This is a genomic window from Ignavibacteriales bacterium (assembly GCA_026390595.1).
Classification (GTDB): Bacteria; Bacteroidota; Ignavibacteria; order UBA10030; family UBA10030; genus UBA9647.
Map to the genome: position 1 here is coordinate 36857 of JAPLFQ010000003.1, position 26780 is coordinate 63636.

11 protein-coding genes are annotated in these 26780 nt (G+C 50.0%); all 11 read right to left on the bottom strand.

Annotated features, from left to right (window positions below):
* Positions 1 to 29: 29 nt before the first annotated feature.
* Complete coding sequence (locus NTU47_00175; GenBank protein MCX6132197.1) at positions 30 to 2279, bottom strand: GH92 family glycosyl hydrolase; 2250 nt, start codon at positions 2277 to 2279, stop codon at positions 30 to 32.
* A gap of 58 nt (positions 2280 to 2337) precedes the next feature.
* Positions 2338 to 2652 carry a hypothetical protein gene (locus NTU47_00180; protein ID MCX6132198.1) on the bottom strand — a complete coding sequence of 105 codons (315 nt, stop codon included), beginning with the start codon at positions 2650 to 2652 and terminating at the stop codon, positions 2338 to 2340.
* 170 nt (positions 2653 to 2822) lie between these two features.
* Complete coding sequence (locus NTU47_00185; protein ID MCX6132199.1) at positions 2823 to 5831, bottom strand: T9SS type A sorting domain-containing protein; 3009 nt, start codon at positions 5829 to 5831, stop codon at positions 2823 to 2825.
* A gap of 135 nt (positions 5832 to 5966) precedes the next feature.
* The gene (locus NTU47_00190) at positions 5967 to 6974 is read right to left on the bottom strand and encodes a PorV/PorQ family protein (GenBank protein ID MCX6132200.1); all 1008 of its coding nucleotides are present in this window, start codon (positions 6972 to 6974) and stop codon (positions 5967 to 5969) included.
* Between the two features lie 34 nt (positions 6975 to 7008).
* Positions 7009 to 10233: a hypothetical protein gene (locus tag NTU47_00195; protein ID MCX6132201.1), complete on the bottom strand. Its 3225-nt coding sequence runs from the start codon at positions 10231 to 10233 to the stop codon at positions 7009 to 7011.
* Between the two features lie 56 nt (positions 10234 to 10289).
* Positions 10290 to 12950, bottom strand: a complete 2661-nt coding sequence (locus NTU47_00200; GenBank protein MCX6132202.1) for a TonB-dependent receptor — start codon at positions 12948 to 12950, stop codon at positions 10290 to 10292.
* Positions 12951 to 13668: 718 nt separating this feature from the next.
* A complete protein-coding gene (locus NTU47_00205; protein MCX6132203.1) occupies positions 13669 to 15807 on the bottom strand; it encodes a heparinase II/III family protein in 2139 nt (712 codons plus the stop codon).
* A gap of 185 nt (positions 15808 to 15992) precedes the next feature.
* On the bottom strand, positions 15993 to 18131 hold the full coding sequence (locus tag NTU47_00210; GenBank protein ID MCX6132204.1) for a heparinase II/III family protein: 2139 nt from the start codon (positions 18129 to 18131) through the stop codon (positions 15993 to 15995).
* A gap of 478 nt (positions 18132 to 18609) precedes the next feature.
* A complete protein-coding gene (locus tag NTU47_00215; protein ID MCX6132205.1) occupies positions 18610 to 20265 on the bottom strand; it encodes a T9SS type A sorting domain-containing protein in 1656 nt (551 codons plus the stop codon).
* A gap of 58 nt (positions 20266 to 20323) precedes the next feature.
* A complete protein-coding gene (locus NTU47_00220) occupies positions 20324 to 23314 on the bottom strand; it encodes a TonB-dependent receptor (GenBank protein ID MCX6132206.1) in 2991 nt (996 codons plus the stop codon).
* Positions 23315 to 23821: 507 nt separating this feature from the next.
* Complete coding sequence (locus tag NTU47_00225; protein ID MCX6132207.1) at positions 23822 to 26623, bottom strand: trehalase family glycosidase; 2802 nt, start codon at positions 26621 to 26623, stop codon at positions 23822 to 23824.
* Between the last annotated feature and the right edge of the window lie 157 nt (positions 26624 to 26780).

A 26780-nucleotide genomic window follows, 5' to 3' on the forward strand; every position in this document is an offset into this window, starting at 1 on the left:
CGTGGATACTTTATGAATAGATATGAAGCCTATTTGTACTCTACGGGGACTGCATTTTTGCCCCACTCTTTATCTGGTTTTTCAGCCAGAACCAGTTCGAGTTTTCCTCCGGAAATGATTTGCTGATGCGTGATAAACGGGGAGTCAATCTCCTTATCGTTCAAAAATACCTTGTGAATGTATTTCTTCCGTTTACTTGCTCCCTTCGCGACAATTTCGAACTTCTTTCCTGTTGCCAGGTTGATGGTGATCTTTTCAAAAACAGGACTGGTTATTGCATATACTGGCAATCCTGGTGTAACAGGATACAACCCCATCGAAGAGAACACCACAAATGCACACATTCCCCCGCCATCTTCATCACCAGGGATTCCAAAAATGTTATCTTTGAACCATACATCAAGCAGGAACCTCGTCAACTTTTGGGTTTTCCAAGGGGCGCCAAAATAATTGTACAAGTATGGGATATGGAATGAAGGCTCATTGCCCATGGAAAACTGTCCAACCATACCTGTCGAATTTGACCCGTTCACATAGAACTGGTTCTTTCGCATTCCCAATGGTTCTCTAAAAAATTGGTCGAGACGCTCTTCCGCAGCTTTTTTATCACCCAATAGTTCCACCAAACCATCAATATCATGTGGAACATCCCATGCATACGTCCATCCATTGTTCTCATCGTAATAGTCGCGGTAACCGGGTCCTCCATCAGATTTTGGATTAATCAGAATCCAGTTCCCGTCTTCATCTTTGGGCATGAAGAGCTGCAATTCCGGATACCACAAATTTCTGTAATTCTTCGACTTTCCGAAAAACAAGTTGTAATCATCCTCTTTGCCTAGTTCTTTTGCAAGTTGGGATAGCGCCCAGGAATCGTAACTCATCCCAAGTGTGACTGCCACAGCTTGACGTTTTTCAAAGCTATCGACCAGAGATTCCGTCTCTTTTTCTCCCGGGCGGAGGGCGGGATAAAATCCGTGTGTTTGATAGAAGTCGTCAATGCGGCATTTTGCAATTCCCTGTCTCCATGGAATTCCAGTTGCCATCGTTAAATTCTTTCTGATGCCTTCATACGCTTTTTCTGCGTCAAAGCCCACAATGCCTTTGCGATACGCATCTATAAAAATCGCTGCCGAGTGGTAGCTGTTCATACACATGTGGTTTCCATGTACCTGGGGAAACGTCGGCATCCAACCGCTTTGCTCATACATAGGTGTATATGAGTTGAGCATATCGCTTTCTCTTCCAGGATCAAGGATGGTTCGTAACGGATGATGCGCGCGATATGAATCCCAGATCCAATCATCTACATAAAAAGAACGGTCGCTCTTGTGAACCTTCCCATCGTACCCGCTATAGTATTGCCCATATTCATTGATGTCTATCATTCTCTCATAGGTTTTGTACAATGACGTGTAAAACGTTCTCTTTTGCGCATCTGTGCCCCCTTCAACCTCAATCTGGTTGATCACTTGTTTCCATTCAGTTTTTCCCCTGGCAACAAAATCTTCAAAGCTCTGTTTATCGGCTTCTTTCAAGAAGTTTTCTTTGGCCTGTTCAAAGCTTATGTATGAAATCCCGTACTTGATGAACATTGTCGAACGAGCATCTTCGGGGAAGCTCACTGAAAATTTGCCATTACCTGCATTTATACTTGTTCCGGCTATCGGTGTATCGTCAGTCCCGATGATTTCACCATAGCAATACGCTTTCATCCTGCGTGTCACTGGGACTATGTCTTTGGTTTTATACTCAATCGTTTCTTCGATTGTAAATGAAGAAGGGCCAACTGCCACGGATTGCATGGCTTCTGTTCCAGTTATCAGAATATTCTTTTTGACACCCGAAGGAAATTGGATCTTGTACACGGCGCATTTCTTACCCGGAGTAAAACTTATTGTTATGTCATCATCGATAAGGTAGGTAGAATACAACCATGGATGCATCTCTTCAAGGTCATGATCTATGCTCATTCTTTTCTTCCACGCCACAGGAGTAATTTCTCCGACGGATACTTTCATCTGTAAAATACCGGGAGACCGGTGAGTAACAACCTGTAAAGGAAATCCGCTCACTTGATCGTCGATATAATCACTCTTCACAGGAAACATTCTCAGCATCTGATTGGGCAAACTAAATGTAGGATATGTCGGAACAAGCAATTGTGAAACATTTCCAATTCTTGGGTCAATGTACTTAGTACCATCATCCTGCGTCCACAGGCTGGACGAGAGCAATCCGAAAAGAGCGGCAACTATGAGTGTCCGTTTCAAATACATTCTAACCTCGAAAATCGTCACAGAACAAATGTACCAAAGACGACATGCCTGGCATTTCTTACCGCATCAAAACGATACTTGCGATTGAGACATCATCGGATGGGAGCGTTATCGGAACAACGCGGGGCATAAGCGGCGGGGGCGGCTCAACGCTGGCGCCAATCAATCGCGCATCATCCAGAAACAACGTTCCCGCAGCTTTCTGTCCGCTCCCGTCACTCAGACGAATTGCAGTCCAGGAGTACGCAATAGCGGTTGCCGTGCCGTCGATATCGAATGTCTGACAGTTGCCGGTCAGCGCGAAGTCCCTATTTCCCTCGCTCAGGACAGACCGGTTTTCGTCGAAGAAACCAAACGTGCTGTGCAGTTTCACCGTGCCCGGCGACGAAGCCTGCGTCTCGTTGTGTAGAAACGCTGCAACGTTCCCTCAAGCGTGTTGAGGAGATGTTGCCTCGGTTTGCCGAGTCGTTTGACCAGGCTAGTCGCTCCGAGCACGCCCGGAAGCGCAGATTGCTTCCGGGCGGCGTCGGGAACGACAAGTGCTTACTTCATCAACATGAGTTTCTGGACCTTCATGTTGTCATCCTGCGTAAGGCGGCAGAAATACACGCCTGATGACATTTGAGATGCATTCCACCGTACACTATGAACGCCTGCTCTTTGTACCGTGTTGACGAGCGTGGCGACTTCCTGACCGAGAACATTGAACACTTTCAATGTCGCCGGGCCCTCTTTTGGCAAAGAGTACCTGATCGTGGTAGCCGGATTGAAGGGATTCGGATAGTTCTGCTGCAGAGTGAACACATACGGCAGCGAGGACTCGCTCTCGACTGCGGTAAGCGTTTTCAGCAGTGCATCGACAGATCCAATCATAACGCGTCGGATAAACACTGCCTGACCGCCCTGCCTATTGACGCGGAAATCAGAGCTGCCGTTTCCGGCGCCATTCATCTTTGCATCCGGAAGATAGAACGATTGCAGTTTCCACTGATTTGTTCCCGCGATGAAAGCGCTGGCACTTGGATCGGCATAGCTTTCTGCAAAGCTGACGTACTGCAGACCGATCGATGTCGAGGCAGTTGTGTCATAGTATTCCAACGTGACGAGCAATTCTGAGTGGTTTCCATTGTAGATAACAGTGTCAGCCACATTGAAATACATGTAACCCATTGTTCCACTTATCTTCTGACATTTATACCCGCCGACAAAAGCAGAATCGCGAAGGCCATCGGCCGGATATACACTGACGATGTTGTAATTTGACTGATCGCCAAGGTCTATCCAAATATCCATAATTGCCACGCGCACCTGATTAAGAATCAGATTGTTTTGTTCGCTGTGAATTCTGAAGTCGGCGCTGCCATTTTGCTTGCCGGCGAACGCGGCGTCGTTGATCTTAACGATCGCCGTTTTCCACGTCTTCGTGTTCCCGATGGTTATCCACGGCGTGTCTTTGTAATCCCTGGCCACTCCGGCAAGGGAAGCGTCTGATGAATTGTATTGTATTCTGAATCGACTGCCGGCAGTTGCGGCAGAGTCGAAATACTCTACCGAAACAAGAAGACGGCTATGAGGCTTGGCGGCCGACAGAACGGCATCGTTCACGTTGAAGTAGGCATATCCCTTGTCCACTTGAACGCACTTCACCCCCTGAACATCTAGCTGTTTTACCGAGCCGTCAGCGGCTGTTTTTTCGACCTGACTCATGAAGCTCTCATAGTTGGTAGGGCCAAGATCTACCATTACACCTTTGTCAGTGAGAGGAATAGGCACAAACCCCAATTGGCCCCAGAACTCATCGTCGTCGTTGTGGCCACCATACATGAGCCGCCCGCTGGATGGCCCAACGTTGTCAGCATCATTCAGGACATAGGCAAACAGAGGACTGAAGTTGTCCGGATGATTGACACTATCTGGCTTCCAGGGAATTCCTTCGGTCAGGAGTGAAAGCGGAATTGACGCTTCCAGAATGTACCCGTCCGATGTGGCTACCACTGATTTCTTGACGGTCGTCGGCAAAGCTTCACCCGTTTGACTTGTGCTATGCTTCCAGAGACCAAGGTCAGAATTTGAAGCCGGCAAGAAGATGAAATGCTCACCTTTCTGGAAGGTATTATCATCCCGTATCGCCGCCGGCTTGTTGTTCACAACCGTGTGCGAGACATCGAAGTAGAAACCAAAGCCGTCCTTTTGATCCCAGCTTGACCCCGTGACATCCAGAACGTTGTCTTTTACTTCTACTGCGAAATACAGATTATTATCATCCCAACCGATTCTCACCATGCCGGTCAGGTCTTTGGGATCCCACGCTTCAGGAACACCCGGATTGACCACACCGCCTGCCTCTCCCGGCTCGACCACAGGCACGTTGCTGTTATTCAGAATCCAGGTGCGATAGAACTCATCAGTTCTGAAGTTGTTTGCATCATACCTCATCTGCATTGTGTCGCGACGCGACAACAGCCAATTCCAGTCGGACACATTTCCGTCGATCGCTGGACTGTCCAGGAATTTGTACGCGCTCTGGTTTGGTACTCTTACCGTACTGGGCAAAGGCCTCTTTGGAATCTTTGTAATCGTAAGCCTATTGATATAGAGCCCCTGCGCAGAAAAATGAACGCGCATGTCGCCGCTAGCAGCTCCCAGATTATTGAAAAATGCGTCGTTTATTTCAAACGTATAGGTGCGCAAGCATCCCCAGTTCTTTTGGAAAACACTCTCAGTACTCTTGTTCGCGCCCGCCGTCCCGGCATCATACTGCACGCGCACATACTTGCTTGGATCCGGGCCATCGAGGTACTCGATAGTTATGAACACGTTGCTCCACGGAGCAGAGGAGCCGTTGAGATACGCGTTGTCCAAGTCCAGATAGGCATACCCTGAGCCTCCAGAAGCTCTGTTGGACGTCATGAGCTTCATTCCCAGCGTGTCGACATAGCGCATCAGACCATCGGTGCCGGCCAAATTGATACGCTTAATGCCATCTGCGTCGTCTGTTCTTACACCTGCGGCGTCGGTGATTTTTCCAAAGTCTATGTACTTTTCAAAGGGTATGACTTTGACTGCGTTGATGATCATGGTGCCGGCGCAGGTCAGTTTGATATCTGCTGAATTCGCCAGGTTGTTGCCAAAATAGGCGTCATTGACAAAGAAGCTGAATGCCAGCCACTTTCGTGTCCCTGCGGTCGTGATCACATCCGGATGCGTCACCGGTCCGGCCTGCCCGCTATATTGAAGTCCGATTGTGACTGCGAGCGTATCGTAGTATTCGACATTGATCAAAGAGTACGAACCAGCTTTAAGATTCTTGAAAAAATCATCTGCGACATCGAAATACATCGCGTTGCCAGGTGCAGCATTCTTTGCGCAATACTCCCCAGCAACCTTGATGTTATCTTGTATAAGACCAGCGCCACTGTTGCCGACGAGTTTCATGTAGCGGCCCTGTGTCGTCTTTCCAAGGTCGATCGAGACTCCCTGGGCCATGAGCACGGTGCTCATCAGCATCAACAGCAATGCGAGGGAGCAAATGAGTTTGAAAAGTGTTTTCATTACAAGTCTCCTTTGTTCATGATTGATGTCCGGACCGGGCCTCGGCCGGACGGTACTCTCACAAAATCCTTCCCTCTAAAACAGTCGCGTTCGTAGTCATAATCCTCCTTTCGAAGAACTACAGGTTTTCATGGCTTAGAAGACGATACTGACGGAGAATTGATGTACATTCCCGAGGTGGACAAGTGCGCTATAGGCGTAGTCGAAGCTCATTCCGCTCTGCTTCAGGCCTACACCCATCGACAGACCTTCTTCGCTGTCTTGCATAAAAAGCGACTGATAGCCGCCCCGCAGCGTGAGCGTCTGACGAAATTCATACTCCATACCCACATTGACACTCTCTTCATTATTGTTGGGATGAAGGTAGTCGGTTGCGACCGTGACTTTGTGATCCGGCGATGAGATGGCCTCATACCCCATGCCAAACCGGAACGTGAGCGGCAATGCCCATTCCTTCGTGCGGAGCTGGGCAAGGACGGTCCCGTTGTTGCCGGCCATCGTCGGGTCGATATCGGTCGGAACAACCGCGTCAACTCCCTGCATCTGAAGTTTGGAACCGAAATTCGTAATCGACATGCCTATCTTCGCCCCCCTCCACGGGAGCGAATAGAGAATTCCGAAGTCCGCCGCGATGGCGTTTGCCTCCATATGCCATATGCGCCGTTGGATGTATTTGAATGATCCACCGAATGTAAACCGGTCCGTCAGGTTCTTGGCGTAACTGAGCCCGATCGCAATATCGGCGGCGTCAAATCTCCAGCCGAGTCCTTCCGGCTGATCGACGGTTCGCACGAGCATTTCCGGAGTGGAAAGCGAGGTCACCGACACACCGAACGATCCGACGCTCCCCGCCTTGATCACCAGGCCCGCATAGATGAAATCCATGTCGGCGATCCAATTCATGTAACTGAAGGAGACTTCGTTCGAAGGGAGTTGTTCCAACCCTGCCACGTTCCAGTACATGGCCGTGGCATCATTGGCGATCGCCGTATAGGCTTTGCCCATCCCGACTGCGCGCGAACCGACGCCGAACTCCAAAAATGGAGCGGCAGTCGTTCCACGCTTTGAGACAGGCTCTTGACTCGATGCTCTTCCAGCGGAGATAAGGATGAGCATGAGCGAGGCATACACAATTCGTTTCATGGTCTTGCTCCAAGATTCTGCAACAACACTCGATTCAGTTTATGATTGCGAACGTGCCGATTTTGTGACCAATATCTTTTGCTTCGATATAGTAGACGTAGACACCGAATGCTACTTCTAATCCTTCACTCGTTGTCAGGTCCCACGTTGCAGCTCCGTCGGCCATCCTGCCGAGGTGGTCGATCGTCTTTATGAGAACGCCGTTCTGGGTGTAAATCCTTATTGTGCATTCCGACGGAAGGTGAATAAACGAAATCTTCCGTTCTCCTCGTCCCGGCATCGATGAGCCGCGTTCCCATGAAGCTGTAAGAAGATATGGATTGGGAACCACTGCGACCTTGTCCAACTGAAAGGGTGGGGAATTGCGTACGGTTTTGCTAGCCGTGGTTCGGAAATAGTACTTGTCACTCGTGCTAAACGGAATTGGCGAGACGAAATTGTACACGTCTCCTCCGCTAGGCAGGATGGTCTCAGGATAGACAACCTGATTTAACCTCCATGCCCATCGATACGTGCCATCACTTTTGCGCACGCCTATATAAAGAGGATCGTTCTTGTCCCAAAAACCTTTTCTGGATACCAGCGATTGGTAAAGATAAAACGGCACCATTTCCCCTGTAGCTACATCGATGACCCGAAAGCGAGTGTTGACGGTCGCACTGGTCGCGCTCATCGAGGCAAAACCTTTTCCGGAAATCGTGTCGGTGATTTCGATCCGGAACGATATTGGATAGGTGTAGGCAGAGGTATCGGTGTACGACACATCGACGAAAGCATTGGTCTTGGAGCTGGGCCCCCAACCAGATCGTTGCAGGATTGCCAGCAACGATGGCGTCGGATTTGTGAAGTTCAGCGCGATGCCTGCGAACACCGTGCTCGTCCATGCAGTGTCGTACCGCTGCCACTGATACGTAGCCATCTTGCTGAGCGAATCGATGACCAGCCGTTTGAGCGGAATCGCGATGTCCTGCATGCCGGGAATCAGGGTTTTGGTTGTTGTATCCCTGAGAGAAAAGCTCGTGGCATACGGAATGCCGATCCCGGCCTCAACGCCGGGAGTCGTTCCGAAGGTGAGCTCATAGACATGGTTGTCGGGGAGCTGGTCCGGATCGACCACAGTTGCGCCAATCGTCCCCGTCGCTCCTCCGACCGGATGGGAGAAACTTGCCTTGTCGATCTTTCCCGCGACGTAGTCCGTTGCGGGCGCATTCGGCGTGACAACGACTGCATTTTGTGACAACCCCACCAACTCACCATACTCAACCGTGATATTGTAGGGGCTTTCATAGGGAGTCATCGGTATCAGGTTCCGGTCGTCCATCCCCTCATAATAGCCCTTGTCATAGGAGGTGATAACATAGTAGTAGGTAACACCGTTGACCACATTGTTGTCTTCGAAGTAGTGGCGCAACCCGGTGTCCTCTCCCATGTTGAAATGAATGCCGGTGCTGTACTGATCGCCGAGCTCCGCGCCGAGAGCAATGGGATGGACCCCTTTGATCCCATCGTTCAGGTCGAACTGAGCTATTGGCTGCTTGTAGGTAATGCTTCCATACGCGTCCGTGATTTTTTCAGCTTCGGTCAACTGGGGATTCGTGCCCCGATAGATCCGATAACCTTCAAAGTCCTTGCCGTAGAGCGGATCGCGCGATCGTTCCGCAATGTCATCCCAGTAGAGAGTCACTTTCCTGTCCCCGGCGACGGCTTTCACGGTGGGAGGAATAGGTGGGCTGGCAAAGCGGTAATCATTGTCATAGATCCGTTGTGAAGTTTGGGCATTGCGCAGAATCTCGACAGGATCATTTCCGAAGAGCCAGCACACCGAGAACCGCTCAGTCTGCTTTTTTTTCAGATCGAATGGTCCCGAAGCAAATAGCCAGACGTTGTTTTCGTTTTGAGCCGGTGTCTGGAATTGACGCGAGGTGATATAATTCCAGACCGCCTCATCATTCGAAATCTGCAGTGTTCCGTAGACAGGAGCAATAAAGGATGTCAATCCGATTTGATCGGATTCGTCGTTGTCAGTCTTCCCGAAATTCGGCTCACCCTGGTCAGGCTTCCCGTTCGACTCGGTTCCATCTGCGTCGGGCGCAGAGTAGTAGGGATCGAGCGGTCCAATTCCATCGGACCCGACGTCATCGATTTCCTTTTGCCAGTCACCATCTTCGTCGCCGCTCCAGTGCCATTTGGGCTTATCATATTTACCCACTGGTCCAAAAATCCAGGTCCCTGCGTCGTTATCCCGGCTTTCATCAGTCAAGCCGTCGTTATCATTGTCGATGCCATCTGCATTGATGCCCGGACTCTCGAGGTACTTCCAGCCAATGTAGCCCGGCAGTATGTTCCTGTACGAACTAAATTGTGATTCCCTGCCGTTATCATAATCCCAGGCAAAAACCATGTTCTCCTCTCTGTTGAATCCCGACATGTCGTCATGATCGCCCTCCCCTCCCGGATGAGTGTCTGCGAACGCCCCAAAATAGATGGGCGTAGAGGTCCGGCGGTAATCATTGTCGGAAGCATTCGACACCTGGAAGTGTATGAAGATCTGGTCTTCAGCCAGCGGGTGCGCCCATTGGAAGAGGCGTGCCTCTACCTGAAGTCCCAGGCCCCGGCGGGTGCTATCGTTGGCGAACGGATAGTATGGGAATTCGGCATTGTAGGAATCGTCCATCACGTACACTGCCTCCTGATCTGCGGTGAATTGATCCTTGCCGAAGTATCCGTTCCATCGATTGTTCCAAGTAGCATCTTTTCCGGGCCATGTGGGCGGCCAAGTCGTCCGATCCGTGCTCGTCGCTATCAATGAAGTGGTATCCGTGCGTAATGTTTGTGGATTGACGTACCGTCGGCGCGGGTTGAAATATCCTGGTAGCGGATTCCACCAGTACTCTGTCCTTTGATCGGGGGAGATGTCCTTGTTGTTTCCGTACGATTCGCTGATGATGTGCAGGATATCCCCTTTCGCGCTCGTCACTTCAGCTCCGACCAGAATACTCATTTCGGAGACGTGGCCATGTCCCGAACCAATGGGCCATGCTCCCGACAAAGTGGGGTTTTGCGGCTCCCCGAATGTCCCCTTGTTGAAAACGATCGATTCCACTTTGTTGCGGTTCATGATGAGCGACCTTCGGTACAATTTGTTCCCCACATTCGGGTCGATGTACACGGCTTGGCTGTTCTGGGCCGCCGCAAGGTCTCCAAACAGCAGAGTCAGGGCCATCTGGAAGGCAAGAAACAACTGTCGATTTCGTTTCATACACTTGTCCAATACTATGGGTGAGACATAGTCATTCGTTCATTCTCTGGCCTGCTCTACAGGCCGATTTCGATTCCGACCCTGATGAGACGCGGTCGCGGTTGACTGGCCGGATTGAAGCGATATTCATAGAGCGAATTAAGAACTGCGCGCGTTTCGTGCGACGCCAGATCCACTGATGAAAGTTCAGGTCTTGAGTCAATACGCTGCGCATCGAACACATTATACACCGATACAAACAATGTCGGCCTGAAGCCGAACAGCGAGAAACGCTGGTAGAAGTTGAGGTCCGTATTGAACTCCCCGCGACGACGTCCCTGGCGCATCAGCTGAATATTAGGTTGCTGGTCGAACGTGGTCGTCGGATTATACGGCGTGCCGGTCGCGTAGTGGCTTATGGATTTGACCCCCCATGTTTCACCCTCGACTGAGAGTACCGCATTCAGCACATTTCGCTGATCCCAATCGAGAGGAACCAGGGATTTCGTGGATTCATCCCTGTTCTGTGCGTCCAGAAATGCCTGCCGCGGATCAGATCCGTTTCCTTCGGCAACCTGATACGTGTAATCGACATTGGCACTGAACATTCCTGTTTTCAGAATGTCGAGCGCGAGCGTGATCCCCCATGCATTCCCGTAGTCCCGGTTCGAGTATTGCCCGTACTGGTCAAGGTCGAATGTCTGAAACAGCGACGAACCTGCCAGGTTGCGTATGTCTTTGTAGAAGCACGTTGCGTCCAGCACCAGGTTCTCTGCAATGCGTTGCTGCAATCCGATTTCGTACGTTACTGTCCGCTGAGCATCGAGATCCGCATTGCCGATGAACGACTGAAACCGGCCATTGACCTCGAACTCCGGATTTTCGTAGAGACGCTGGTATTCAGGCATCTGGAAGAAATGACCGTACGAGGCATGAATACTCCCGTTGTCGGAAATAGGAAATGCGAGTCCCAGCCTGGGACTTACCTGCATCTTCGCCGTTGCGTTTCTGTAGGCCTGGTCTTCGGTATACTTGGCGTGGCTGAGCGTGTCGTCGTTATGCGGGTCAATCATCGACACCGGGACTTTGCTGCTGGCGTCGAAATAGTCGAACCGAATGCCGGCGTTCACAATCAGATCCGAAATCTCGATCTTGTCCTGAATGTACGCTGCGCCCTCGATCGGCTTCTTGTGATAGTAGTTGTGCGTCGAAGAACTTATGTCCGGTATCGTGAGCTGCCATTTCGATTGCTCGTTCTTTACAACCGAGAACGATTCTTCCTTGATGTCGAGCAACCGGTATTCTGCTCCAGCCTTGATCATGTTGTACTGATTGAGCTGGCTCGTAATCTCGTATTTGATCGCAGTCGTGGAGCTCTTGCGATCCAGGAACCGCGGATCAACGCCGCCGACGACGAAGACGTCCTGCAGTGAGGACTGTGCCAGCGGATGAATCCCCGCATCATAGATCGGATCGAACGGATTGTCGCTTGCGTGTTCCTCGCGGCTGTACGTTTCGTACGAGATTTTGAGTTCGTGGAATGTCGAAGCATTGAGCGTATGAGTCAGTACCGCCAGATGGTTGAGACTCAAGGAGTAGAGATTTCTCATGTAGTCGGGGGTGTACTTGTACGCGTGAGAGTAGCTCTTGTTCTGCGATCGGTCGACGATCAGGCTGTAGGTTGCATTGAGGTTGGTCATCGGACGGTACGAGATCTTCGCCATCCCCGAAACCGCCTCGAACGGGTTCATGGGAACATCGGAACTGTCGCCTGAGTGCTGCACGATCCAGTTGGGAGCATGGTTGAAATTGGCCGTGTCCGACGGGATATAAATCCGGCGGCCGAAAAGCCAATTTTCATCTTTCCTAAAGCGTGCAGAAACACGATAGCTGATCTTCTCACCGAGAAGAGAGACCGGACCGCTGAGCGCTGCTTCCACATATTTCTGATTGAAGGGATTGACCTTGGTGAGATGAGGGAACACCTCCGTCCTTGAGGTGACAAAGCCGGCGCTGCTGGCGGTGAGAGAGACATCCGTCTTGTCGCCCCCATCCTTCGTTACGATATTGATAATTCCAGAGAGAGCACGCCCGTACTCCGCATTGAATGTTCCGCTGATAACCTGCAACTCCTGGATGTTGGAGTTCTGGATGTTGCTGAAAGCATTAGCGCCATTGAAGGGATTCGAGACCGGCATGCCGTCAACGTAGTACTGTACTTCAGACTCGCGACCACCGCGCATGTGGATATTCCCCGACGCATCGGTTGTGACACCTGCCTGCAGCTCCAGAATATCACCGACCGTTTGCACCGGAAGGTTGGCGATGTCGCTTTCCGCGATGTTCTCGACGGTGGAGGTCAGGTCGCGGATGATGGCCGGTCGTTGCGCGATCACCTCAACGGTCTCGAGATTCACTGTGGCCGGAGTCAGCGCAAGATCGATCGTGGTCGTTCTGTCCACGTTCACGATCACCTGTTTCTTGACGACCGTCTGAAAACCGATGCAGGAGATCCGGAGGTCGTATCTCCCCGGGGGAACATTCAAGACAGAGTAATGGCCCGTCTCGTCCGATGAGGCGCCGAGAGTCGTATTGAGAATCATGACGTTGGCCCCAATGATTGGCTCCTTGGTGACAGCATCCGTGAGTGTGCCGGCGATTTTTCCTTTTGTGTCTGCGAGTGTCCACGCGGGCATTGTCGTCAGCAACAAGACAACGAGAGAGAGTTTCACCTTCATTGCGATATACCTCGAAGAGTGGATTGTGAGCGCTTTCCCTGGACCACGTTGCGGCTCCGGGCAAGCAGGACGGACAGGGGGGGCCGTCAAGGACGTAATGCTCCCTCTCTCAAGATTATGGCTGTCCATCAGATGCGCTTGGTCAATGAGGCTGAAGAAAGTATCGAAATGTCAGCAGCCCGGTGCGAAGAGGGTGCGAGGATCGTCTCGCCTTAGCGTAATCAGGTTGTCAGAGCAGGACTAAACTGAATATATTCTAATGCGTATATCCTGGATTTCTTGCCAAGTGAATAGAATATCTTGTGCTCTGACCACGAAGTGTATATATACAATTTTTTTTCTGATGGCAAGTACTTATTTTGAGAAAATGCGCAAAATAGGAGAAATTCTTAGAAATAATTCCGTTGTCAGTTTTGGCAAAGTCTTCACGCTCTGAGAAAACAAAGAATCCTCATCGATGAGAACCGATGAGGACTCTTCTTTGCACTACAGGGCCGCTTGACATCTCATGTGAACTGTACTCTTTATTGCCCCCGGACACAGAGATTTCAATCGATGCCGGCAGGAACGCCATTGCGCCAGAATTTTCGAGGCAGCCTAGCGTAATCTCTTCAAGATCTCGCAGACGGCCGCCATCACAAACACAAGACGAGCTTGCCCGGACGGCTTCAGTTCTTTGTCATCTGAAGCTCGTTTTCTCGTACCCCCACTTCCGTGATCAATTCTTGAGGGCGTAGCCATCTTTCCCTTTTGCAAACACCCATGTGTACGCCACCGACCCCCTGCTGACGATCACCTCGATCTCATCGGGACTCGACTGGACAACCTTTGCTGTCTTTACCATCTCTTCCGCTTCCTTCTGATCGTTGACCGGCAAGACCAACGTTACTAGAATGGATGTGCTTGTTTTTGCCGTCGTGACCGTTTCAAAATACGGGATCCAGGTGAGCACGCCATCTTCTCTCACGGGAAGTGACGGAAGTCCATCCTCGACGATCGTGAAGTTGTTCTCCAGCACTAAGGGAATGAGCACAAGAGTATGTCGCTGAGAGGTAAGCAGAACATGGTCGCTCAAGGCCTTATACTCGACTCCCGGTGGCGGCGTGGATCTCGCGTTCCGTGGTGGCCCCGCAACCCCTGGGAAGAACCTTGCTTGTATTTTGGAACCAGGAGCAGCGCCGATCTCATCCACGATCACTGTCACAGCCGGTTTTTCAAGTACGATATTCCGTCTCCATTTCTTCAATTCCTTGCCGGGGTACGCATGCGTCGGATCCATCAACACGTAATCCCGTTTCTCGCTCGTCTGGAAGTCCAGTATCTTCCCTCCAATTCCTTCCTTCCATGGTTGATCCTTCGTCTTGGCAGACAACTGTTGCTCACCGTTGACAAAAATCAAATTGTTGCCTGCACTTGATGCCTGAGGATACAACCAGCGATCGTCGTTGAAATAGATCTCGTCATATGCTCCGCTCCCAAGGTCCCGTATGAAGGGAACGCCATGCCACGTCAGAATAAACTGCCCGCAGTCGAGATGCCCGTGATGCGGATCGTCGTTAAGGCCCGCCTTGCAGGCGATCGTTACCGTCGAAGGATCCAGAAAACTGCTGCGCATCATTGCCCAGTCGATGCTCTTGAAGAGCTTCGACTGCGGTTTCGGTTCGACCGGTTTGACAGAGCTCTTGGGCCAGATAATGTCAAACACGCCGGTTCCCTGGCCCATCTCGGTGCGTTGATCCAGGAACTTGTCTCTATACCACGCACCTGTCCCATCACCGGTTTCATCAACCAGCTTGTTCACCATGAATGAAGGGCCCATGGGCTCTCCTCCGCCATCTCCGAAGTTCGCGGTCAACGTGTAGAGGAGAAAATCAAGGGGATGGCTTCTTACATTCTTATGCTGAAACAAGTTGTACTTCCCGTTCGAGGTCCTTTTCAAAGCGTCCATGAACGGCAAGCCCAAACGCATCATCGCCTGGTAGTAACCCCGGCTTTCCTGCCAGCCGCCATCTTCACCGATATGATCGAATGTCAGACCGATTCGATTGTATGCTTCAGCGACCACATCGATAACCTGGGGATCCTCCTTCAACAGAGTGAGCGCAGACATACCTAATCCGTTATTGCAGATTACCGACCAGTTGCACCGGTACGAGGTTGCCCACCAGAAGAACTCGTAGTTGCCTCGCACTTTTGTAATTGCCTTTTCAAGCAGGGCGCCCCGGATCTTGTCCCTTTCCCACTTTGTCAACACCGGGTACAACCAGTCGTAGACAATCGCGATGTGACTGGCACGCTCTGCTGCCATGTGGTCATAGGAAAAAACCACCCGGTCATCGGGAACATTCCAGGGCCAAACACGGGGATAGATGATGTCGAACTTGTGAACCCAATCGGTCCAATCAACCATATCGCTCATGGCTATTGCGAATGCAATTCCCTTTTTTGCGTAGGCTACATCTCCCGTCAGTTGATAGACAAACGCAAGCGTGAGCGCTCCTTCAGTGAGTTCTGAGCAGTATGTAAAATATCCGCGACTGTCAGCCGCATAACGCGGATGGCGGGGGAATTCTGGCGGCGGGTCTTTAATCTCAAAATACAGCCATCGGTGCGCTTTCATCATCACACCGGCCATGATATCCCTGGTTTCCTGGTCGGTTTGAATTCTTTTTTGGATCGCCGGTATCTCATCCTTCGTAAAAAAGAGATACGGATGCTGCAGTTTGTCAATCCTCAGGCTCTTGAGCATGTCTTCTTTGCTCACCTGAGCCTTGAGGGAAAAAGAGATCGCAAGAATCAAGACGCAGATAAGCTTGCCTCTTATGCCTTGCGCGATGGTTCTCAGTATCGTGGTCATGTGATTTCCCTTCGCCGTTAGAATGACGATGACGCCTGAGATCTAAAAACCCATGCGGAGCTTGCTTTCGCAGCGGCCGTCCAATCTCTCAGACGGCCGCCATCACAAACACTTGACGAGCTTGCCAGGACGGCTTCAGTTCTTTGTCATCCGAAGCTCGTTTTCTCAAATCCCCGCTTCCGTGGTCAATTCTTGAGAGCGTAGCCGTCCTTCCCCTTCGCAAACACCCACTTGTACACCCCGGATGCTCCGCTGATGCTCACTTCAAGCTCATTCGGATTCGACTGAACGAGCTTTGCCGTCTTTACAATCTCTTCGGCCTCCTTCTGATCGTTGACCGGTAAGACCAATGTCACAATGATGGATGTGCTTGACTTGGCCGTTGTGACAGTTTCAAAATAGGGGATCCAACTGAGCACGGCATCCTCGGTCACGGGCATTGATGGGAGTGCATCGCCAACGATCTTGAAGCTGTTCTCCAGGACTAAAGGAATGAGCGCAAGAGTATGTCGTTGAGAGGTAAGCAGAACATGATCGCTTGAGATTTTGTACTCGACACCGGGAGGCGGTGTGAATCTCGCGTTCCGCCGTGATCCCTCACCCCCTGGGAAGAACCTCGCTTGTATTTTTGCACCGGGAGCAGAACCGACTTCATCCAGAATCACCGTCACGACCGGCTTTTCGAGTATGATATTCCGTCTCCATTTCTTCAATTCCTTGCCGGGGTACGCATGCGTCGGATCCATCAATACATAATCCCGTTTCTCACTCGTCTGGAAATCGAGTATCTTGCCGCCAATGCCTTCCTTCCATGGCTGATCCTTCGTCTTGGCAGACAACTGCTGTTCACCGTTGACAAAAATCAGATTATTCCCCGCACTTGACGCTTGAGGATAGAGGAAGCGATCGTCGTTGAAATAGATCTCGTCATATGCTCCGCTCCCAAGGTCCCGTATGAAGGGAACGCCATACCAGGTCAGGATAAACTGCCCGCAGTCGAGATGTCCGTGATGGGGATCGTCGTTGAGGCCGGCCTTGCAGGCGATCGTCACCGTGGAGGGATCCAGAAAACTGCTGCGCATCATTGCCCAGTCGATGCTCTTGAAGAGCTTCGACTCCGGTTTCGGTTCGACCGGTTTGACAGAGCTCTTGGGCCAGATGATGTCAAAGACACTGTTTCCTTCGCTCATCCCTGTAGGTTGAGCCAGGAACTTGTCTCTATACCATGCACCTGTGCCGTCGCCGGTTTCTTCAACCAGCTTGTTCACCAACCACAAAGGACCCATCGGGTTTCCTCCACCGTCTCCAAAGTTCGCGGTCAAGGTGTAGAGGAAAAAGTCGATAGGATGGCTTCTTACATTCTTATGCTGAAACAAGTTATATGTGCCGTTCGAAACCTTCTTCAGTGCGGCGCTGAAATTAACGCCTGTCCGCATCAGGTAGCCGTAATATCCCCGACCTTCCTGCCAGCCTCCGTCATCACCGATTTGATCGAATGTCAGACCGATTCGGTTGTATGCTTCAGCGACCACATCGATAACCTGTGGATCCTCCTTCAACAGAGTGAGCGCAGACACACCCAACCCATTGTTGCAAACCGCCGACCAGTTGCACCGGTAGGAAGTTGCCCACCAGAAGAACTCGTAGTTGCCTCGTACTTTTGTGACTGCCTGTTCAAGAAGGGCGCCACGGATCTTATCCCTTTCCCATTTCGTCAACACCGGGTACACCCAATCATACACTGTCGCAATAGTAGCCGCCCTGTCTGCCGCCATGTGGTCATAGGAAAAGACCACCCTGTCATCGGGAACATTCCACGGCCAGATTCGGGGATAGATGATGTCGAACTTATGCGCATAGTCAGTCCAATCGACCAGATCGCTCATAGCCACCGCAAATGCGATGGCCTTTTTTGCATAGGCCATGTCCCCCGTCATTTGATACAGAAACGACAGTGTAAGTGCTCCTTCAGTAAGTTCCGAGTAGTACGCAAAATATCCGCGAGTATCCGCCACATAACGTGGATGGCGTGGGAATTCCGGCGCCGGATCCTTGATCTGAAAATAGAGCCATCGGTGCGCCTGCATCATCAAACCGGCCATGACATGCTTGCTTTCCGGGTCGGATTGAATTCTTTTCTGCATGGCCGGTATTTCATCCTTCGTGAAGAAGAGATAGGGGTGCTGCAGTTTATCAATCTTGATGCTCTTGAGCATATCTTCTTTGCTCACCTGAGCATTCAGTGAAAAAGAGATCGCAAGAATCAAGACGCAGATGAGCTTGCCTCTTAAGCCTTGTGCGACGGTTCTCAGTATCGTGGTCATGTGAATTCCCTTCGCATTATTTTGATAGATGGTGAAAGCTGCCCCTGACTGTGTCCTCAGTCCTACTTCCGCAGCGTCATTCAAACTCCCTCAGGTCCACATTGATGTCCACACGAATCAGAAGTGAGGACACACCTTGCTCCCACCCCGCGACGAACTGTCCAAGGGGAGTAGGGTTCCTGGCAAATCAGTTGAAAATGCTTGGTGACGAGCAGATGTTGGGGGCGGATCGGGTGTTTGCAGCGCACAAGAGCCCGCCATCAGAGGGGGATGAATCTGAAATCAGGAGTGAGAGAAGAAAGTTGAAGCTCTTGTTCGTGCACATTACCCATGCATGGCCTGATCCACACTCCTCTGCCGGACATAGAGGATCTACCCACGATGCAGGCAGTTCCCCGGCTGGCACGTCGCATCACGTTCATTTGTAAAAATCAGGGGGCTGAGCCGTCTTGCCCAGCCCCCTCCGTCATGAGGCTTCTTATTTCATCAAGACCATCTTTCGGGTCTGGACGAAATTATTTGCTGTCAATCGATACAGGTACACTCCGGAACTCAGCCTTGAGGCATCAAATGTTGTCTTATATGTGCCGGGTACCAGATGTTCGTCAACGAGCCGCGCCACAGATTGTCCGAGGGTATTGAATACTTCGAGAACAACGTTGCCGCTCTTGGAGATGGAGTACTCCAGATTGGTCGTTGGATTGAACGGATTCGGATAGTTCTGAGAGAGTTCGAACGATTGCGGCACACTGGCCGTCGTTCTTTCAACATCCGTCAAGAGCCATGCCGATTTCCTTGTCGGGAACCAGTTCAAATCTCCCGCCGGGAATCCCGCTGCCCCGCCCGTGTACGCTGCTGCACTCGTTTGATAAGAGAGGTTGAGCGTATCGGTATAGAATTTCCATTGGGGGCGGGCAAAATCGTAATCCGCTTTGAAATTTGTAGTGGCCTTCAACCTGTTTGCACCGTTTGGATCGTTGTACCAGGTACCAAGAGCAACAAGATCGCGGGTCTTTTTCACAAAGGTGATGGTTTCTTTCTTGAAAGCGGTGAGAGAATCCGCACCTATTTTCTTGTTGATGTACCACGTCAACGGTACTATGTTTCCAAACCCCTGCGCTGCATGAGTATCAAACCAGGCTTGGAGCGGAGGAGTAACCGAAAAGAAGTTGTTTTTGACAACCCATGTGGTTGTATCGTTGGGGACACATGTTACCAAACACATTCTGGCAGCGCCCGACGGACCCTTCTCTTTCGATTCCACCCATTCAACCAGACGCACAGCATCGGTGCTGTCATTGCCGGCCGCGAGACAATCGACAAAGACGTTGTTCGTAATGGTCACTTTGCTCCCAACGAAACCCAGCGCCATGACGCCATGATAACCAAAATTGTTAAGGCAAGTATTGTGATCGAAAACGAAGTTGCCGAGAGCTCCAGTGCTTGAATAGTGACGGACAATTCTATCGGTGCCATCCATGAACGTGCAATTCTGTATGAATATAGTATCGGTGGAAACAGATCTGAAGTCGATTGGTCTGCCATCGCCCTCATTTCCATTGTAGAGATTTCCGTACTGCGCAAAAATCGTATTCGTCACCCTGAGCTTGCGCGTGGCAACAGGAAGTTGTATCCCGGTCTTGTAGCCGTTGAGGACGCAACTATCAACCTCTATCGCTAGCCCAGTGCCTGCAGCCTGGATCATGACCGTCGGCATCAAAGAAATCTCCGCTGGCATGAATTCAGGCCAATTAACCATAGCCACATTCTTCATGTACAAATCTGCGCCCGGTCTTAATATGTTCGCGGGATAGGCTGCCGTGAGGTCGTTCTTGAAGGCATAAATGGCAGGCTTTGATCCCGTTCCATACTCTGCTCTGATGCGTAGTACCCAGTTCGGATTCGAGATGAATGTGTTCACCAGATATATGCCGTTTCTCTTTAATACATATACCCGGGCCGGATCCTTTCTGGCGCCCGTTGACAAGCTGTCACCCATGATATCGTCGTTCAAAAACTTCCCCGTTGCCTGGTAATCCGGGATGACCAAATCGTGTGATGTTTGTCCGTACGAGACTGGCCGGACAAAACACATCAGGATGGCGATAAAGAAGAGGTACTTCAACTTAGCCATAACAACCTCCTGTGGATATGATGAATCGATCGTTGGTTAGGTAACTCTTGCAGCGTTTTCATAATTCGATTCGTACACCGAAGTCGGCGGTCATGCCGTATTTGTTGCTGGTATCGGATAGCATCCAGCCGGTAATCCTATTGGCAAGCGTCGTGCCTTCCTCAGTATTGGTGATGTTGTTCAGGTTCAGCGAGATAGAGATGTTGTCAGTTATTTTTTGCCTCAGAGTTACGTCCAGTCTTGAGTATTCGGCGGTCACCACATCACTTCTCTGATTCCCTGAAAAACTGGCATTGAAGCTCCCCTGGTAAAACAGTGAAACTCTAAATGAGAATCCTGCGACGTCATAGCCGAGAGACGCGTTTCCAAAGAACTCAGGCTGATCCTCTAACTTCTGTTTCTTCTCAAAGAGAACGTTTTTCGATCCTGTGGTATATATCCATCTTCCAAAGAGAAGTGTCGAATCCTTAAAGGTCTCAACTCTCGAACTGGTGGACCATGTTTCAGAACGCACAATCGTAAAATTGTAGTTCAACACAATGTTCGTAAAGGGTTGGGGGAGAAACTTGAAATCTGTCTGGTGCTCAACTTCGAATCCCCACACACGGGTTGGCTGCGATGAATTATATGGGTAAGTAAGAGTGTAATAGCCTTTGCCAAACGGCGTCTGCCAGGGAACCCCAAGACTATCGAGAACCGCTTGACCGGAGAGGCTTGCTCCGCTGATCGTATGGTACATGTCTTTGATGTCCTTATAGAAGGCGGACACAGAAAAGAGACCGATGGTATTGCTATAGAACTGCGTCTGCGCTTCGAGATTCCATGCGACAGCAGATTTCAAATTCGGGTTTCCGATATTCAGATCGCTCGACGAGGTGGATCGTGCAACAAATTTCAGCAGTCTGTTGTTATAATCCGGCCTGGCTATCGCTTCATATGCCGCCAGCCGCACATTCATCCAGTCTGTCGGTCTGATGATCGCTTGAACATTGGGCAGCAGAACACTCTCCTTGTGATAAACAGTCGTGTCCTTTAAGGAGCCCTGCCCAAAGGGGAATCCACTGAGCGGGACTTTCGTATATCGCGAGGAGTATCTGTTGTCTTCGCTTTCAAGGCGAACACCAACGAGAAATGTAACGTCGCGCCCGATGTTGAGTGTGTTCATTGCGTAGCCGGCGTAAACTTTTTCCGCAAGGTCATAGAAATTGCCATCGACTTCACCGTTCCTCACATACTCCGGAAACTTTCCAGCGGCGTCCTGATAGCCGTTAATGTTGAGCTGCCGCCATAATTTCAGGCCGTCCACGTTGATCAGTGGATTCAAGTCATAATTACCATAGATCATACGGTTTGGAGGTGTGGAGTTCAGGAAATTTGCAAACGAAATCTTTTGACTGCCGACCAACTTCAAATTCTCGAATTGCGTTCCTTTAAGGTCCTTCGGTGCGATTGTGCCGTCAGGCAGCTTCGTGTACGCCGATGGTGTATAGAGATAGTACATCGCAGCGGTTTGACTTGGAGAATTGAATCTTCCTGTTTCTCGATACTTCCCACCGAATTTTATTTCGCCTGAAATATTGTCGCTCACACTATATTTTCTCAGAAGGTCCAGGTGCGCACCGATTTGTTTATCCAGATTTTTTTGACTGAAATCGTATGCATGATCGATAAATGCATTCGTAAAATTGTTCACAGCGTACGGGATCCACTCCTCCACGGGACCTTTGTAGAGCGCTGGTGGGATAGTACGCATGCCTGAAATGACGACTCCACCGGAAGAGGCAGAAGTTTCAGTCATATTCAACTCAAAATCGAAAGGGTCATTCCTCGTTGATTGAGAGAAAGAAAGGTTCCAGTCAGCTTCCCAACCCATAAGGAAATTCTCGCCTTGAAGAGAGGTGCTGAATGTTCCGATGTTTGTTTCTCTCTGACGATAATCGTACACGACCACACCACTCAGTGGAAACTGTTTGTAGGAGGTTAAGTAGTCTCTTGAGGTCCGATTGTAAACGGTATTCAATCGAATGGATCCTTGATCGGGGGTAGTGTAATCCAACAGAAGACTGCCGCCATTCCGCTTGCGTAATTCGTGAATATACCTCGGCTCGAATAGCGTGATCTGATAGTCGGTGCCACCCTGTATTCCCGTGACGTCGTAATCTAAATTCGTTGATTCATTGCTTCGGATCGTGCTTTCGATATTGCCGGAAACCTGCACTCCTAATTTATCATCAAAGAATCTCTCCCCGTAGCGTGCAGAACCGTTGTACTGGCTGGCCGATTTGTCCATCGCGTTATACGAGCCCTTCGGTTCAATTCTCAACATTCTCGATGAAGGAGCTTTCTTGGTGACAAGATTGACAGCGCCTGCGATAGCATCGGCATCTTTGTCGGATGTCAGCGCTTTCGAGAGCTCGATCCCGGCTAACGATCCTTGGGAAATAGTGCTGAGATCCACGGATCGATCGACATCACTGGTTGGCGACATGCGCACACCGTCAATTGTAACCAGCGAAAACTTGCCGCTCATTCCCCGCATGACAACTGAACTCGCCTCCCCTCCGGTCCGCAGAAGCGAAACGCCGGGTAGACGTCCGATAGCCTCGGCAGCATTCGCATCCGGTAATTCCTGAATCTTCTCTTCCGACACCACGTTTGTAATAGTCGGAGCGGTAAGTTGTTGGTTGATGGCAGCTATTTGACCTTTCCGCTGAGCGGTTACGACAAATTCCTTGCCAATAATCACCGTCGAAACTAGTGCAACATTCCATTGCACGGAGGCACTTTTTGAAAAATCGACGTCCTTCACCTTGACTTCATATCCTATGCTGGAGACCCTTACCTTCACAAGCATTGCAGGAATTCCCGAAATTCGATATTCGCCGTTTGCGTTGGTTGCACCCCCCAACCCAGTACCCACGATGACAACGTTCACTCCGACAAGCTGTTCACCGCTTGTGGAATCAGTAACAACTCCTCGCAAAGTATTCTGTCCCAGCAAGAGCGCTGGAATCAGAAGAGACACGAACAAAAGGAATAAGGTCTTCATAGGATAGTCCTTCCTCGATGGATAGACAGGTAAGATTGGCGTAGTCCTTCATTTCAGACAATTTGCGGATTTGCTGCGGCCGCACGATTCGCTCAAACTGCGAACAACCGTATGCGGGGATAGCTTACTGCGAAAGAGAAAGACTGGATGGCTGACGTGGAAGTGCATTTTCTTCTGCGGCGAGAAATCTCCACCATAGGCGGAGAAGAACGCTCGCAAGCCGTTGCCGCTGTCCTTTGTCACAATGCTGATGATCCCGACATCGCTAGTCGATGCTTAGCATTCAACGTTCCGAAAATGACCTCAAGCTCCTGAATACTGTTTTGGACCGGCACTGCCATTTCACGACTGAATGGTATCTCTTCTCATTATATCGTGATGTGTATTTATACAGTTATCAGGATTGAAGCAAGTATATTTTTTTCAAAAGTGTCATTCCTGGCAACGATTTCTGCCTTGTTTCCTGGGTGCCTGATCGGAGGGAGAATGGCCCCAATTCCAGCGTAACTACTTTCTGCGTATTTCTAAGTTGCCCCTTCTCATCTTTTCTATGGGAATATCTATGCTCAGCGTTCCTTGAGACAGGGATTTGTACGTGAGAGATTCCCCATTCCATTTGACTTCATATTCAAAAGCTGGATTCATGCACGCCACCACTGATGTAAGACGGTGGTTGTTTCCTGCGGCAGATAATTGGACAGACAATTGGCTGAACGTGTCATCGAACGACTTCTTTTCTATCCACACATCCAAGCCAGTGCTGAAATTGCCCGGACGATAATACGCTGAATACCAAACAACAACTGGGGATGACAAACCGCCGAATTCATGCCACCCGGCGCCTCGACCAGTTTCGATCAAGAAATGCTCCATGCAGTTGTACGATGCCTCCACCTCTGTCTTCCATACATCCAATGCCTTTGTAGCAATTGTGTATGCGAAATCGGCTTCGCCCAGATCAAGCATGGTCTTCCAAAAGAACCATTGATGGGCCATCCACACCGTTCCATTCCAGTAACCATCTGATCGATAATACGGTGCGGATTGATCCACCGCAGAGAGGCCCGCATTGGACCACATGTGCTTTTCCGATTTCAAAGAGCCCAGGATTCTTTTCTCTTGAGCATCAGTACAAATTCCGGCAATCAATGGATACGCGCCGTCAAATCCCATATCGTAGTTTACCTTATCCTGGTACTTAAGAATGTGCAATGGATTACCTTCGCTATCATGAACGACATAACCAAAGTATCCCGATTCTTCATCCCAGGAATATCGTTGAAGCGCGTTGCTGAATAGTTTGATGTCATTATCGTACTGCTGCGTATCGTCACTCTTGCCAAGAGCCATCGCTGCCATTTTCAATATTTTCGCCGTTCGAATGGCTTGAGCGGTGTTTATTACTGGAGCTACCGTGCTTTCGCGTGCATTATCATGAACATATTTTTGTGGGGGCAAATCGTCCCAACCACCCGAGTTGTAAAAGTAGTCCCATGTTTTCAAGATGTTCGATTGAAGAGTCTTTGTCGTTGAACTTCCCAAACGTCCGGCTAAGAATTCATGATACTGTTTCAGGCGGGGATAGAAGTATTCTAATAATTCTTTTGATTGGGTCTTGTTCCATAATTCTTGAAACAAATAATGCTGAACAGGAACAGGTGAACCATGATGAATAAACGCTGATTGAGAGCCCGCCTTCTGCGTGTATGCATTAAGATTTTCTATCGCACGTTGTGCATCCGTCTGCAGCAATCCAAGTCCGATAAATCCTGAGTCCCAAGTGTAAAGACAATCCCACCATCGGCCGGGCGCGCTGTGACGAATGTATTCTTTTTGAGTATAGACAGGATACACCACGTTACTGGCTAGTGTAGCATTCATACGTTTGATACTGAACCGATACTTGTCCCCTTCCCTGTGTCCCTCCATGCTTGCCACATGTGCTTTCGCTGCCAGGTAGATGCTTTCATATTTGTCTTGAGAAGAGTTCATCTCCTTCAAGTACTTCTCAACCTCTTCTTTGCTCCCATTGCACACGACGCCGTAGAGTGTCCGCGTGGATCGAGGCACAAGGGTAACCGGCTTCAGAAAAACATTTGCATAATGACCAACTCCTTCCCCTTCAAAACTCATCTTCACATGTTCATTGACCATTTGTTTGAAATAGTCGCCAAGTTCCCGTCCGTTCCATTGGCGAATCTCAAAAGAATCATACTGCCAGAGAAGCCCGTAGTATGAATCGACGTCGTCATACTTCAAAACAAACGAGTTTCTCACCGGGCCGGCGGTTATGTGTGGAACCGGATTCCACTGCTTCTGCTTTATCTCGATCTGATCAACCTGGTTCGCTTCAACGACAACAAAACCGTCCAGTTCAATGGGATCTCCGCCTTGAGATGTTAACGTCAGTGCGTACTTGCCGGCTTTCAATGTTCCGATCCTGATGATTTCCTTACCAAACCCCGATGCGCCCTTCAAGGTTATTCGTGTATTGACAAGACCGGATGCGTCAAAGGAGACTTCTTTGTGTTCACGCAATTTGTATCGTACATAGAGCACGGCATCATCATAAGCTTTCTCAACTTGAATCTGATAGGTAACGAGATCTCCTCTATCGAGGCCAAAACGATCTCCAATTCCTGAACCGCCAACAAAACCGTCTGCTCGAATTTCCCCTCGCATTTTCCCGTCATAAACAAGATTGTCCCGCGGTCTAGGTTTGAGAAACTTCAGTTCCTCATAATTGAGCGCATCATTCCATTTGGCGCCGGAAGGCAAAGTGACGACGCCCGGATAGAGCGGTGTATAAACAGTATACTCCCTGATAGGTGGAAAATTCAAGGACGCCATAAAATGTAAGGCCAGGCTTTGATCGTATGCGGTGTTGTTCACACATTCAATTCTGATGAGCCGTGCCTGAGAAGACATTTCCGAGTATGAAATATCTGTATAGACCTGGTCCTTCCATTCCAATTCGTGGCGGAAACTGAAATATTCCAAATTCGGCGAGGCTTCCCAGGGATGATAGTCGTTTTCAAACAACACATTGGGCACAGAAACTTTTCTTCTATAGAAACCGGGAAACACACTGAGATCGAATCTCATCCCGCTCTTTTTGTTTGGGATATGGGACACACCAATATAGCGCTTGCTGTACGGCCCCCAATCCGGCAAGTGTAAATCGTGCGTTCCGTCTAAGTTGCTGAACGCTGTCGAACTCACAAGCGGTTGAGCCGAGACATCAGAGCGCAACAACGTGAAAGCCAGTATGGATGCGAGAAGCATGTTTATCTTGACGGAAAAGATCATGAGACTTTCCTCCCGACTGAAGACGGCAATGGTATTATCATGAAGGTCGCTTCCCGATTCATAACCAGGGATCTGGCTGCCTTTGGTGGTGCGAACGATTCGTTAGTTGGTCTGTTCAGCAAGTGACGGACACCATCTAGAAACCCGGTCGAAAACT

What these genes read in the sequence shown, in the direction of transcription:
- NTU47_00175 (MCX6132197.1), bottom strand. Translation starts at nt 2,279, where the DNA reads ATGTATTTGAAACGGACACTCATAGTTGCCGCTCTTTTCGGATTGCTC.
- NTU47_00185 (MCX6132199.1), bottom strand. Translation starts at nt 5,831, where the DNA reads ATGAAAACACTTTTCAAACTCATTTGCTCCCTCGCATTGCTGTTGATG.
- NTU47_00190 (MCX6132200.1), bottom strand. Translation starts at nt 6,974, where the DNA reads ATGAAACGAATTGTGTATGCCTCGCTCATGCTCATCCTTATCTCCGCT.
- NTU47_00195 (MCX6132201.1), bottom strand. Translation starts at nt 10,233, where the DNA reads ATGAAACGAAATCGACAGTTGTTTCTTGCCTTCCAGATGGCCCTGACT.
- NTU47_00200 (MCX6132202.1), bottom strand. Translation starts at nt 12,950, where the DNA reads ATGAAGGTGAAACTCTCTCTCGTTGTCTTGTTGCTGACGACAATGCCC.
- NTU47_00205 (MCX6132203.1), bottom strand. Translation starts at nt 15,807, where the DNA reads ATGACCACGATACTGAGAACCATCGCGCAAGGCATAAGAGGCAAGCTT.
- NTU47_00210 (MCX6132204.1), bottom strand. Translation starts at nt 18,131, where the DNA reads ATGACCACGATACTGAGAACCGTCGCACAAGGCTTAAGAGGCAAGCTC.
- NTU47_00215 (MCX6132205.1), bottom strand. Translation starts at nt 20,265, where the DNA reads ATGGCTAAGTTGAAGTACCTCTTCTTTATCGCCATCCTGATGTGTTTT.
- NTU47_00220 (MCX6132206.1), bottom strand. Translation starts at nt 23,314, where the DNA reads ATGAAGACCTTATTCCTTTTGTTCGTGTCTCTTCTGATTCCAGCGCTC.
- NTU47_00225 (MCX6132207.1), bottom strand. Translation starts at nt 26,623, where the DNA reads ATGATCTTTTCCGTCAAGATAAACATGCTTCTCGCATCCATACTGGCT.